Raw genomic sequence first — 12,454 nt, forward strand, 5'->3', positions numbered from 1 at the left:
GAAGATCGCGCGAATAGTGGTTCACCATCGGCGCGACGTGGAGTGAGTAGAGTTGGGGGCCAAACTATACCTTCGAAGAAATGATCGCATACGAATAGTAAATACCTCAAGTAACGAGGAATAACCGAGAGTTAACGAACGAGCAACAAAATGACGACGAACTCGGTTGGCGTAACCTGTCCGCCAACCGTTGTTACATGCCGCGGCAAGCAATATCGTCGAGGTATGCCGAGTGACGCTCACGCGCTCGTCGGTCGCGAGGCCGAGTTGTCCCTACTGGTCGGATGGCTCGACGACCTCGCTTCCGGTACCGGCCACGCGGTGCTGATCGAAGGTGAGCCCGGCATCGGCAAGTCCTCCCTCGCTCGTGCGACCGTCGTCGCGGCGGAGCAACGGGACTTCGCCACCTTCTGGGCCGAGTGCGACGAGCTCGGCCAGACCCTCCCCCTACAGCCGCTCCTGGAGAGCCTGCTGTCCAGGGAGTCCACCGAACCGCGTCTCGACACCATCCAGCGCCTGTTACGTGGCGAGCTGACCAGCACCGTGGACCCCGCCATGGCGGCCGCGGAGCAGATGCTCGCCCTCATGACGAAGCTGTCCAGCGCGAGGCCGACCGTGCTGGTGGTCGACGACCTGCAGTGGGGCGACTCGTGGACGATCAGCGTGTGGGAGTGGCTGGCGCGGTCGCTGGACCGCTCGCCGCTGCTGCTCATCGGCGTCGTACGTCCGGTCCCCCAACGGGACGAGCTGCTCGCGGTTCGACGCATGGTGGGCACGGACGGCCTGCTCCGCCTCGAGGGCCTGGCGGAGCAGGCGGTCACCGACCTCGTGGCGGCGATCTCGGCGGGCCAGCCTGGCGAGAACCTGCTGCGCCTCGCGGGTGAGGCGGGCGGCAACCCCCTCTACCTGACCGAGTTGCTGGACGCGCTGGTCCGCGCGCAGCGGCTGACGGTGACCGAGTCCGGCGCGGTCGAGGTCGCCAGCGGCCCGGTCCCCGACTCGCTCGTCGCCGCGATCACCGACCGGCTGGACTTCCTCGCCACCGACGTCCGCAAGGTGCTGCAGGCGGCCGCGCTGCTGGGTGGTGAGTTCCTGGTCGCGGACCTCGCGATCGTCCTGCACCGCAGGGTCGTCGAGCTGGTGCCGGCCATCGACGAGGCACGAACCGCCGGCGTGCTGAAGGACGTCGGCGACAAGCTCGCGTTCCGGCACCCGTTGATCCGCAGCGCGCTCTACGACGACATCGCCGCTCCGCTGCGGCCGGCGTGGCACGGCGACGCGGCGAAGGCACTCGCCGAGGCGAGCGTGCCCACACCGCGGGTCGCACGCCAACTGCTGCACGCCATCAGCGGACCGAACGCCGACCCGATGGACGAGTCGCTGCTCGACTGGACGGTCGAGGCGGCGCCGTCGCTGATCGCACAGGCGCCGAGGGACGCCATCGAGCTCCTGCGCAAGGCGTCCGACGGGGCACCGGCGAGCACTCCTCGTGGCGCCGTGCTCGTGTGCCGGCTGGCGGAGGCGCTGTACCGCGCGGGCGAGTGCGACGAGGCCGTTCGGGTCGCGAGCCGCGCCATGGGCATGGTCACCGACCCGGACCTGCTGGTTGACCTCCACTGGACGGTCTCGCAGTCCCGGGCGATGCTGGGCCGCTCCGACGAGGCGCTGGAAGCGCTGGAGCGCGCGCACGACATCGCCGGTATCTCCGCGCAGCAGCGCGCACGGCTGCTCGTGCTCACCGCGCGGGCGCACCGGGACCTCGGCGAGGTGTCGGTCGCCGGCAGCGTGGCCGCCAAGGCACTGGCCACCGCGGAGGAGGCCGGGGACAACTGGGCCCCGGGGTGGTCCCTGCACGTGCTGACCGTGGTGTCGATCATGCGTGGTGACGTCGCGATGGCACTGCCCCTGTTCGACCGCGCCCTCGACGTCATCGGCGACGATCCGTCACTAACCGACCTGCGCCTGCTGCTGCAGATCAACAAGGCCGTCGCGCTCGGGGACCTCGACAGGTACGACGAGGCACTGGGCACCGCTCTCACGGTGCGACAGCTCGCCGACCGCACCGGGAGTCTCGTGCGGCTGGCCCAGGCGCAGACGGCGTTGGGAGAGCTGCTCTTCGAGGTCGGCCGGTGGGATGACGCCCAGGCCGAGATCGAGAGCCTGCCCGACGAGTTCAAGGACCCCGGCGCCACCTGTTGCGACCGCGGGATCGCGGCGGTCATCGCCTTCCACCGGGGTGATCCGGCCGCCGCGCGGCGGCACCTCGACCTGGCCGCGTCCAGCGCGGAGCAGATCGGCAACCGGGTGGTGTCGTCGTTGACGTTGGCGCGCAGCCTTGACCGCGAGGTGGCCGACCAGCCTGAGGAGGCGTTGGCCGTGCTCGCCGACCGGGTCGCCGGCGACGCCGAGGAACTGGACGAGGTCGAGGACCTGCTGCCCGAGGTCGCCCGGCTCGCCGCGCACACCAAGTCACCCGCCGCTGCGGCGGATGTCACCGAGCAGGCGGCCCTTCTCGCGCGGCGCTCGCAGGTGCCGCACCGGCTCGCGACCGCCGCCTACTGCCGCGGGCTGTTCGAGCGGGATCCGTTCCTGTTGCAGCACGCGGCCGACCGTTACGAGGACGCCGGGCGGCCCCTGTTGCGAGCCAAGGCCCTGGAGGCCGCCGCGATCGGGTTCGCCAACCGGGGGGATCGGGACTCCGCTCGGCGTGCGTTCACGCGGGCGGACGAGCTGTACGACCGGCTCGGTGCCAACTGGGATCTCGCCCATCTGCGGGCCCAGCTCCGCCAGTACGGGATCCGGCGGGGGCCGCGGGTCAAGCACCGGCAGGCTCAGGCCGGGTGGAGCAGTCTCACGCCGACCGAGACGAAGATCGCCGGGATGGTGGCGGAGGGGATGTCCAACCCGCAGATCGCCGAGCAGCTCGTGCTCTCGCCGCGGACGGTGGGGACGCACGTGTCGCACATCCTGGCCAAGCTGGGGGTGCGGTCGCGGATCGACATCGCTCGGGAGGCCGCCGAGCACGACCGGACGGCCTGATCAGCTGACGGGGCGGTCCAGCGGCTTGCCGTTGTGCCACGGCAGGACCTTGCCGAACTGGATCAGTTCGCCGTACATGGCGGGGTCCAGCGGGTTCAGGACCACGTCCACGACCGGACCGGCCGCCTGCGCGGGGGTTCGCGCCTCGCCGAAGTCGTCGAACCACGGGCGGGACGCTCTCGTGTCGACCAGGCCCGGGCACACCGCCGCGATCAGCGTGCCGTTGGCCAGGTCCTGGTCACGCCTCGTCGCGGCCACCGCGCGCACGGCCGCCACCTGCGCCACCTTCGACGGGACGTTCAGCCACGCCGGCCAGCCCTTCCGCGGTGCCGTGCCGTCGTGGACGGCCTGTCGCCACGTCTCCACCGCGGCCTCGACCTCCTCCAGTGCCGCGGTGTCGAACAGCGGGTGCAGCCGGGGGTCCAGGAATCCCAACGTACCCAGGCCGCTCGCCACGACCAGGAGCCGGCCGCCCGGCGGCAGGGTCGGGGCGAACGAGCGCAGGACCGCGTGCGTGGCGCCGTTGGACACCGCGATGAACTCGTCCGCCTGCGCCGCCTGGGGGCGGTCCGGGACCAGGGGGGCGATGGCGTTGGAGATGACGATGTCCGTGCGTCCCAACGAGGTCGCCAGTGCGGCGATGGCCTCGGTGTCGGTCACGTCCAGGACTCGGGCCTCGACGTGGCTGCGGGCCCCGCGTGCGGCGCGGTCGGCCGCGGCCTTCACTCGTTCGGGGTTCCTGCCCGTCAGGAGCACCAGGTCCGACGGGGCCAGGCGCGCGGCCAGCTCCTCGACCAGCGCGTAACCGATGCCCTGGTTGGCTCCGGTGACAAGAGCGATGCGTGTCATGCCCACCAAGCTAGGGAGCTGCGGGGCATGCGGGGAGCGAAAGTTCCGCAACGGTGGTATGCGTAACCCTCATGGAAGTGTCGATCACCGGGTTGCGCGTGCTGCGGGAGGTCGCCGAGCGGGGCACGCTCACCGCCGCGGCCGACGCGCTCGGTTACACGCAGTCGGCCGTGTCGCGGCAGATCGCCGCGCTTGAGCAGGCCACCGGCGCCACGCTGCTGGAGCGGCGGCGCGACGGGGTGCGCCTCACCGCGGCCGGGCACGTCGTGTTGCGGCGCGCTGTCACCGTGCTCGGCGAGGTGGACGGGATCGACCGGGAACTGGCCGGGCTGCCCGACGAGGGTGGGACGGTGCGGCTCGGCTGGTTCGCCAGCGCCGGCGGGGTCCTGGTGCCCCGTGCCCTCGCCGCCCTGCGGCGCACGCATCCCGCCATCACCGTGACCACCCGCGAGGGCAGCACGCCGACGCTCGTCCGCGCCCTGCGGGCCGGCACCCTCGACCTCGCGCTCCTGGCCGCCGTCCCGCCGTTCCGGCCGTTCGACACCGAGTCGCCGCCGCTGCGGGTGTTGACGCTCGCCGAGCGGGATCTGTGCATCGCCGTGCCGGCCGGGCACCCGCTTGCCGCCGCGCGGTCGGTGTCGGTGGCGGACCTGCGTGGCCAGCGGTGGATCGCCAGCTCCACGGCCGGCGAGATGGGCGTGTGGCCCGGGCTGGACGAGCGCCCGGCCGTCGCGCACACCGCGCGGGACTGGCTCGCCAAGCTCAACCTCGTGGCGGCCGGCGCGGGGATCACCACGGTGCCCGCCGTGCTGGCCGCGGCCGTGCCGGCGGGTGTGAGCGTCAAACCGGTCGCCGGGGAGCCGCGCCGGCTGGTGTTGGCGCGACTCCCCCAGCCGCTCGTCGGCGCGGCCGCCCACGTCGTGGACGCCCTGCGTACCGCGGCGGCCGAGTAGGCCCACGCGCCCGCCGGCAACACCGAGGCGACGGGGGCGACCGGCCGCGCACCCCGGTCTCCGTGACCTCGACGGCACCTTCGTCCAGTGTGAGCGTTAACCCCTCACCCTGCGTAGCAGGTCGCTGACCGCGTGGCGCAACGCGGCGGGACGCTGCCCGGTCGGCACCGGGTCGACGAACACGGTCGCGCAGCCGATGGCCGCCGCGCCGCCGTCGTTCTCGGGGCTGTCACCGATCATCAACGCGTCCTCGGGTGCGACGCCGAGCCGCTGGCACGCCACGGTGAAGATCTTCGGGTCCGGCTTGACCACGCCCTCCACGTAGGACAGCACGTACTCGTCGACGAGGTCCAGCACCCCGTGCTCGGCGAAGACGCCCCGGATCTCCCACGCGATGTTGCTCACGACGGCCACCGGCACGCCGGCCTCCCGCAGCTCGCGCAGCACCGGTTCGGTGTCGGGATAGGGGTGCCAGGCCAGCGGGTCGGTGAGGCTCTCGTAGACGGCGTCGGTCTCCTCGGGCGTCAGCTCGACGCCGCTCGACGCGAGCATGGCCAGGTAGACGGTGCGGTGCACCTCCGGGTCGAGATCGCGGCGCTCCCACGCCGCCACGAGGTCGGGCGGGAGGTGCTCGCCGGACAGCGTCGGGGCGGTCAGCACGGTCGTCAGCCGCTCCCGGTCGGCGTCGTCGGCCGCCACCGACGGCCAGCCGGGGCTCGGCTCGAAGCGGAACAGGGTGCCGGAGAAGTCGAACAGGACAGCTCGGATCATGACACCAACCCTACGTGTTGCCATATTGGCAACAAAGGTTGCCGACATCGCGTGGTGACGCCGATCATGCGCGGTATGGACCAACAGTTCTGGGAAGACCTCTACCGCGCCAAGGACCAGCTGTGGAGCGGCGCGCCGAACGGCGCGCTGGTCGCGGAGGTGGCCGAGCTGCCGCCCGGGCAGGCACTCGACCTCGGCTGCGGCGAGGGCGCCGACGCGCTCTGGCTGGCCGGGCGCGGCTGGCTCGTGACCGCGGTCGACCTCTCGCGGGTCGCGCTCGAACGTGCGGCGGCCGCGGCGGGCGACGCGAAGGTGAGCTGGACGCACGCCGACCTGACGACCTACACACCACCCGCCGGCGCGTTCGACCTGGTGGTCGCGATGTACGGGGCGATCCCCCACACGGCCGAGCAGGCGGTCCAGCGCATGCTGGCCGCGGTGGCGCCGGGCGGGACGCTGCTCGTCGGCGGCCACGACCTCACGCACATGCACGAGCACCAGTCCCCCCTCGACCCGAAGGACTACTACACCCCGGGCGAGATCGCCGAACTCCTCGACGACACGTGGACGGTCCTCGTCAACGAGACCCGGCCGAGGGTGTCCGCGCCACCCGGCACGGGCCACGTCAACGACGTCGTTCTCCGGGCACGCAAGGAGACCTGACCCGAAAGTTTCGAAAATCGTTGGGCTGCAAGCACTCTGGATTCGTGGCAGCACTCTGGCTATCGTGAGCAGGTTACGGAACTGTTCCGAAAATTTCGGCTCCGCCCTGCGATAGTACGGAGATCGACATGAGAAGGTCCGCGGCCCTCATCGTACTTCCGCTCCTGGCCGCCGCTGTCACCCCCGCCGTCGCCACGCCGGCCGCCGGGGCGACCGCGGCGGAGTCCTATGTGGTCACTGCGCCTCGGCCGGGCGCATTCCCGTTGGTGGCGAAGGGGAAAGCCGCGCCGCTCGTGGTGAGCGACGCCGACCACCCCGGGGTGGTCCGGGTGGTCGGCGACCTCCGCGACGACGTCGAGCGGGTCACCGGGGTCCGGCCGGCGACGTCGGTCAACGACGTGCCGGCCGGCAGCGAACCCGTTCTCGTCGGCACGATCGGGGTGAGCCCGCTCATCGACGGCCTGGTGCGGCGCGGGAAGCTCGACGTGGCCGGCATCGCCGGGAAGTGGGAGACCTCGCTCCAGCAGGTCGTGCGCGACCCGCTGCCCGGCGTCCGCCGCGCCCTGGTGATCGCCGGCAGCGACCAGCGCGGCACGATCTACGGCGCCTACGACGTGTCCCGGCGCATCGGCGTCTCGCCCTGGTACTGGTGGGACGACGTGCCGGCGAAGCAGGCCGACGAGCTGTACGTGCTGCCCGGGCGGCACACGCAGGGCACGCCCGTGGTGAAGTACCGCGGGTTCTTCATCAACGACGAGAACCCCGCGCTCGACCGGTGGGCGCCGACGCAGTTCGGGCAAGGCCTTGCCCCGGGCTTCCCCGGCGGGTTCAACAGCCGCTTCTACTCGCGGGTGTTCGAGACCATGTTGCGGCTGAAGGCGAACTACCTGTGGCCGGCGGTGTGGGGCCGCGCGTTCGCCGAGGACGACCCGGCCAACCACGCGACGGCGTCGCTCTACGGCGTGATCATGGGCACCTCGCACGAGGCGCCGATGATGCGCGGCATCGAGGAGTGGAACCGGCACGCCGTGCCCGCGGTGCGCGACGCGAACGGCACCATCGTGACACCCGGCCACGACCCCTACGGCGGCACGGGCGAGTGGAGCTTCCGCCGCAACGCCGACGCGATCAAGGCGTACTGGGCCGACGGCATCGAGCGGATGAAGTCCGAGGGCTTCGAGGGCGTGGTCACGCTCGGCATGCGCGGCAACGGCGACGTGGGCCTGCCCGACGGCGACGGCATCGACCTGATGCAGGAGATCCTCGGCAGCGAGCGGCAGATCCTCGCCGACAAGGGGATGTCCGACGTGCCGCAGGTGTGGACGCTCTACAAGGAGGTCCAGCGCTACTGGGACAAGGGACTGCGCGCGCCCGACGACGTGACCGTCGTGTTCACGGACGACAACTGGGGCAACATGCGCAAGCTGCCCGACCCGAGCCTGCCGCCCCGCGCGGGCGGCTACGGGATGTACTACCACTTCGACTACGTGGGCGGCGGGCGCAACTACAAGTGGGCCGACACGATCAACCTCGACAACACGTGGGAGCAGCTCGACGCGGCACACGCCCACGGCGTCGACCGGCTGTGGGTGGCGAACGTCGGTGACATGAAGAACGAGGAGCTGCCCCTGCAGTTCTTCCTCGACAACGCGTGGAAACCCATCCCGCGCAAGGACCTGCCGGCGTGGGAGAAGCGCTACGCGGCCGAGAACTTCCCCGCCCGCTACGCCGATGAGATCGCGCACATCCTGCACGAGTACGGGGTGCTGCAGGCGCGGCGCAAGCCCGAGCTGCTCAACCGGCGGATCACCAGCGGTCCGGGCACGGCGGTCACCTACGACGACCAGATGACCCCCTACTCGCTGGAGAACTACCGCGAGATGGACCGGGTGACCGCGGACTGGCAGCGCCTCGCGGCTCGCTCGCAACGGGTCGACCGAGTGCTGCCGGAGTCCTACCGGGACGCCTACTTCCAGCTCGTCGGCTATGCGACCGGGGCGACGGCGAACCTGTACGAGCTGCGGCGCGCCGAGTTCACGAACATCCTCTACGCCGGACAGGGCCGGGCGGCCACCAACGACCTCGCGGACCTCACGGACGCGCGGTTCGCCGACGACCAGGCGTTGAGCACGTACTACAACACCGAGCTGGCCGGCGGGAAGTGGAAGGGCTTCCAGTCCCAGCCGAAGATCGGGTACGGCGACGTCGCCCGGTACGGGCCGAACGCACCGTGGCAGCAGCCGGAGCTGAACAACCAGGCACTGCCGGACGAGGTCTTCCCCGCCGTCCAACGGATCCAGGTGCCGGCGGCCGCGGACATGGGGGTGGCGATCGACGGTTCGGACCAGTGGTGGCCGGCCGCGACCACGCCGGCCGTGCTGCCGACGTTCAGCCCGTACCAGAGCCAGCCGCGCCAGTATCTGGAGGTGTTCAACCGGGGCGCGACCGCGTTCGACTACCGCGTCTCCTCGGCGCGGCCGTGGGTGTCGGTGTCGAAGCCCCGTGGCACGGTGGACAAGCAGGTGCGCCTCGAGGTCACAGTGGACTGGTGGCACGCGCCGCGGGGCACCACGCGGGTGCCGTTGACGGTGACGGGCGCCGGCCGGACAGTGGTCGTCGAGGCCGTTGTGGACAATCCCGCGACCAGGCCCACGCGTGGTTACGTCGAGGCGAACGGCTACGTGTCGATCCCCGCGGACGGCGCGAGCCGCGTCGTCGGGGACTGGGTGCGGATCCCCGACATCGGGCGGGACGGCGCCGGCATGCGGCCGGACCCGGTCACCGCGCCACGCCGGGAGCCGACCGGCCCGCGGCTGGAGTACACGGTGAACGTGAACACGACCGGGCCGGTCACGGTGTGGGTGTACCTGTCGCCGCGCAACAACGTGCACCCGACCGACGGCCTCACCTACGCGGTCTCGGTGGACGGCGAGTCACCGCAACGGGTGAACGTGACCACCGCGACCGGTGCGGACGACACCGCCATGAACCGCCAGTGGGAACGCAACACCTCGGACAACGTCAACCGGACCGCGACCATGCACGTGCTCGACCGGCCCGGTGAGCACGTGCTCAAGGTGTGGCAGGTGGACCCGACGGTCGTGGTGCAGAAGATCGTCGTCGACACCGGTGGCCTCGCGCCGAGCTACCTCGGGCCGCCGGCCAGCACCCGCGTGCGGTGAACACGACGAAGCCCTGGACGCACACAACGCGTCCAGGGCTTCGGTCTGTGGGTCAGGCTACCCGCTGGCGGCGAACCAGCTCGCGGCGCTCGCGCTCGGTCGTGCCGCCGAAGACGCCGTGGTCCAGACCAGCGTCCAGCGCGTACTCGAGGCACTGCGCACGCACGGAGCACCGCGCGCACACCGCCTTCGCCTCCGCTGCCTGCCGCGCGCCGGGACCCATCTCGGACACCGGGAAGAACAGTTCGGGGTCCGCGTCTCGGCAGGCGGCGCGGTCCCGCCAATCGTCCATCATGTTCATCTATGCCGCCTCCAATCGCAGCATCGTGTTGATCGCTCTACTCATTCCGTGACGCCGTTTCCCCTGGTCACACGCTTGCGGGCATGTGCGGACACGGGAGCGGCGCCCGCTTGTCGTCCGGCTCGCACGCGCGCACGCATGGGCGCGTGTACGAGCTACTTCATGGTGGTGTGCCCATCGGGCACAGAGGTAATCCCCTGCCGGCGCGATTTCTCACGCCGTCCCTCGAACAGCGTACGTGTCAACGCCGGAAAACGCTCGTATTATTCCATGGTCACCTTGGTCACGCCGCGTTCATGAGGTCCAGCGCGCTCTGCTGACGGGCCGCGTCGGTCTGGTCGAACGGACCGGCCCACCGCAGGCCGTACTGGTCGAGCGAGTTGCGGTCCGTCGCGTAGGCGGAGTTGGCCTGGCGCGTCAGATAGCTCGCGTACGGGTGGTCGCTCAGCGCGGCGTTCAGCGCAACGAGGCCGCGCACGTAGGCACCCTTGAACGACGGCCCGTCCGCGCCGCAGTTCGGCTCGCACGGCTCGCGCAGGACGCCGCCCGGGTTGAGGCCGGTGTTGGCGGTGGACGCGCTCGCGAGCTGGCGGGCGCGGGTCAGCAGCGCGGCGTCCCCGGTGGCCCGGTTCAGCTCGACGAGCGCGTTCAGGATGACGCCCTGGTTGTAGCTCCAGGCCGGCTGGCCGTTGTTGGCGCACCCGCCGGTGAGACCGTCGTTGATCATGTTCCCACTGTTGATCATGCCGGTGGCGGCGAACCAGGACCATGCGCCGCGAGCCCGCTGCAGGTAGGTGCCGTCACCCGCGATCCTGTTGTGCAGGGCGGCGTTCACCTGGATGAAGAGCTCGTTGGTGATCGCGTTCTTGTACCCCCTGGCGGTCGACCACCACACGCCGCCCCCACACGTGCCGTCCCAGTACGAGTTCATGTAGTCCGCGCCGGCGCGGGCGGTGGAGAGGTAGCGGGAGTCGCCGGTGAGGTCGTAGGCCGCGATCCAGGCGAGCGCCCACCAACCGGTGTCGTCGAGGTAGTCGTTGCGGAACTGGCCGAGTCCGGAGTTGACGTTGCGGTCGTAGGTGTTGGCGATCACATACCGGTAGCTCGGCATGCCGGAAACCTGGACGTTGCGGATGATCGCGGTGAGCGCGTTCGCCGAGTTCCACCAGCCGGTGGTGTCGAACAGGCCGAGGTCGTTGCGGTAGAACATCATCAGCCCGGTGGCCGCGGCGGTGCGCCGGTCCCAGGCGTTCCAGGTGGAGCGTGCCCACGCGGTGCAGGCGATGTCGGGCCGGTCGCCGGCCTTGCCGCACGCGCGGAGCGCTCCGACGCCGTTGTTGGCCCAGTCGTCCACGTTGAACATGAGCGTGCGCCAGCCGGTCGCGCCGGCCGGGATGCTCGTGCCGCCGAGCCGGCTGCCCGAGCCCCAGGTGCGGCCACCGTCGAAGGAGCGGTCCAGCCAGACCTCGTCGCCGGGGCCCCCGGCCGCGACGGCGGCCCAGCCCATCGCGTCGGAGTCGTTGACGTGCAAGGAGAAGCGGCGGCCGAACAGCGTCGCCACCACCGCCTCCCGGTCGGCCGGCGCCAGCGCGGGGTCCCGGCCGTCGCAGTACTTGTTGCAGATCGCGGCGAGCGGGTTCGGGCCGGCCTGGGCCGCCGGCGCCGGAGTGGTGTTCGGCTTCGCCGGCGGGGACGGCGGCCGGACGGGCGGCGGGGCCGGTTGGGCCGATACCGGTTGGGGTGCGACGAGAACGGCGGCACCCGTCAGCGAGAAGACCAGGACGAGCGCAGCGGCCAGCACGGATCTCGGCATCGAGACCTCCCGGGAGCGCTCCGGCGACCGCGCAGGGGTGACGGTCGCCAGCAGGGGGTGAGAGCGCTCTCACGCACCACCGACGTTATGGCACCTCCCGTGGTAGGTCAACGATTCACCTCATTCGCAGGCGATTCCGTTGCCGTCGCGGTCCAGGTCGTAGATGTCCCTGCCGATCACCCGGACCGGGCCCCGCACGTACGCGGGGCCGTTGCCGCTACCGCCGGCACAGTCCACGTCGGAGGCGATCGGCACGCAGCCCGTGGAGTTGGGAGCGCACTGCTGCTGCGGCGCGGGCTGCTCGGCCGGCGGTGGGGCGGGCTGTTCGGTGGTCGGCTGCGGAGGCGGCGGCGGCACGACGGCCGTGGAGGTGGGCGGCGGCGGGGGTGGCGTGGTCGTCGGGCTGGGCGTGGTGGTCGGCGCGGTGGTGGAGGTGGCCGTCCACCGGTCGGTGGTGGTCGTGGTCTCGTCCCCGGCGGTGTTGCGCGTGGACTCGTCGCCGTTGCTGGCCAGCGCGGCGAAGAACAGTACGACGACGACCGCCGCCGCGACCAGCCACGCGGTCCGGTGCCGGGTGAACGTGCTCGCGACCGGGACGGACGGTGCCGGGACGGACGGTGCCGGGACGGGTGCCGGCAGCACGACCGTCGGCGCGTCCACCGGTCCCGGCGCCTCGGCGTCACGTGGCAGGCGCAGCGTCAGCTGGAGACCGTTGGCGTCCCGCTCGATCTCGGCCTCGCAGCCGGCGCGGCCGTTGTGCGCGCTCACCTGTGTGACCAGCGGCGCGTACCGCTGCGACATCAGGTAGGTCAGCTCCCCCACCCGGCGCCCGTCGAGCCGCACCTCGACCGCGCGGCGCCCCTTGTACTTGCCCGCGGCGATC

At 71.5% G+C, this 12,454-nt stretch carries 8 protein-coding genes and 1 pseudogene; 4 read left to right on the forward strand and 5 right to left on the reverse strand.

Going from position 1 to position 12,454, the window contains the following annotated elements:
• The first annotated feature begins 225 nt into the window (after positions 1–225).
• The gene (locus tag ACJ73U_RS08810; RefSeq protein WP_407777051.1) at positions 226–3,039 is read left to right on the forward strand and encodes an AAA family ATPase; all 2,814 of its coding nucleotides are present in this window, start codon (positions 226–228) and stop codon (positions 3,037–3,039) included.
• Here the strand turns inward: ACJ73U_RS08810 and ACJ73U_RS08815 are convergent, their stop codons facing one another.
• On the reverse strand, positions 3,040–3,888 hold the full coding sequence (locus tag ACJ73U_RS08815; protein ID WP_407777052.1) for an SDR family NAD(P)-dependent oxidoreductase: 849 nt from the start codon (positions 3,886–3,888) through the stop codon (positions 3,040–3,042). It abuts the gene before it with no gap.
• Between the two features lie 71 nt (positions 3,889–3,959).
• On the opposite strand from ACJ73U_RS08815, the gene ACJ73U_RS08820 reads away from it, so the two are divergent.
• On the forward strand, positions 3,960–4,841 hold the full coding sequence (locus ACJ73U_RS08820) for a LysR family transcriptional regulator (protein ID WP_407777053.1): 882 nt from the start codon (positions 3,960–3,962) through the stop codon (positions 4,839–4,841).
• Between the two features lie 96 nt (positions 4,842–4,937).
• Here ACJ73U_RS08820 and ACJ73U_RS08825 read toward each other — a convergent pair whose 3' ends face one another.
• Entirely contained in the window at positions 4,938–5,612 is a 675-nt protein-coding gene (locus ACJ73U_RS08825; RefSeq protein ID WP_407777054.1) for an HAD family hydrolase, read from the reverse strand.
• Between the two features lie 75 nt (positions 5,613–5,687).
• On the opposite strand from ACJ73U_RS08825, the gene ACJ73U_RS08830 reads away from it, so the two are divergent.
• Both ACJ73U_RS08830 and ACJ73U_RS08835 read left to right on the forward strand, forming a co-directional pair.
• A complete protein-coding gene (locus ACJ73U_RS08830) occupies positions 5,688–6,275 on the forward strand; it encodes a class I SAM-dependent methyltransferase (protein WP_407777055.1) in 588 nt (195 codons plus the stop codon).
• A 128-nt stretch (positions 6,276–6,403) separates the two neighbouring features.
• Positions 6,404–9,457 carry a glycosyl hydrolase 115 family protein gene (locus tag ACJ73U_RS08835; protein ID WP_407777056.1) on the forward strand — a complete coding sequence of 1,018 codons (3,054 nt, stop codon included), beginning with the start codon at positions 6,404–6,406 and terminating at the stop codon, positions 9,455–9,457.
• 52 nt (positions 9,458–9,509) lie between these two features.
• On the opposite strand, the gene ACJ73U_RS08840 is transcribed toward ACJ73U_RS08835, so the two are convergent.
• The 3 genes and pseudogenes from ACJ73U_RS08840 to ACJ73U_RS08850 form a co-directional block, all read right to left on the reverse strand.
• Complete coding sequence (locus ACJ73U_RS08840) at positions 9,510–9,758, reverse strand: WhiB family transcriptional regulator (RefSeq protein WP_407777057.1); 249 nt, start codon at positions 9,756–9,758, stop codon at positions 9,510–9,512.
• Positions 9,759–10,041: 283 nt separating this feature from the next.
• On the reverse strand, positions 10,042–11,571 hold the full coding sequence (locus tag ACJ73U_RS08845; RefSeq protein ID WP_407777058.1) for a glycoside hydrolase family 76 protein: 1,530 nt from the start codon (positions 11,569–11,571) through the stop codon (positions 10,042–10,044).
• Positions 11,572–11,691: 120 nt separating this feature from the next.
• Positions 11,692–12,454: pseudogene (locus ACJ73U_RS08850) on the reverse strand (hypothetical protein); the annotation flags it as partial.

This window comes from Actinophytocola sp., assembly GCF_045807065.1.
Lineage (GTDB): Bacteria > Actinomycetota > Actinomycetes > Mycobacteriales > Pseudonocardiaceae > Actinophytocola.

What these genes read in the sequence shown, in the direction of transcription:
- ACJ73U_RS08830 (WP_407777055.1), top strand. Translation starts at nt 5,688, where the DNA reads ATGGACCAACAGTTCTGGGAAGACCTCTACCGCGCCAAGGACCAGCTG.
- ACJ73U_RS08840 (WP_407777057.1), bottom strand. Translation starts at nt 9,758, where the DNA reads ATGAACATGATGGACGATTGGCGGGACCGCGCCGCCTGCCGAGACGCG.
- ACJ73U_RS08845 (WP_407777058.1), bottom strand. Translation starts at nt 11,571, where the DNA reads ATGCCGAGATCCGTGCTGGCCGCTGCGCTCGTCCTGGTCTTCTCGCTG.
- ACJ73U_RS08835 (WP_407777056.1), top strand. Translation starts at nt 6,404, where the DNA reads ATGAGAAGGTCCGCGGCCCTCATCGTACTTCCGCTCCTGGCCGCCGCT.
- ACJ73U_RS08810 (WP_407777051.1), top strand. Translation starts at nt 226, where the DNA reads ATGCCGAGTGACGCTCACGCGCTCGTCGGTCGCGAGGCCGAGTTGTCC.
- ACJ73U_RS08825 (WP_407777054.1), bottom strand. Translation starts at nt 5,612, where the DNA reads ATGATCCGAGCTGTCCTGTTCGACTTCTCCGGCACCCTGTTCCGCTTC.
- ACJ73U_RS08815 (WP_407777052.1), bottom strand. Translation starts at nt 3,888, where the DNA reads ATGACACGCATCGCTCTTGTCACCGGAGCCAACCAGGGCATCGGTTAC.
- ACJ73U_RS08820 (WP_407777053.1), top strand. Translation starts at nt 3,960, where the DNA reads ATGGAAGTGTCGATCACCGGGTTGCGCGTGCTGCGGGAGGTCGCCGAG.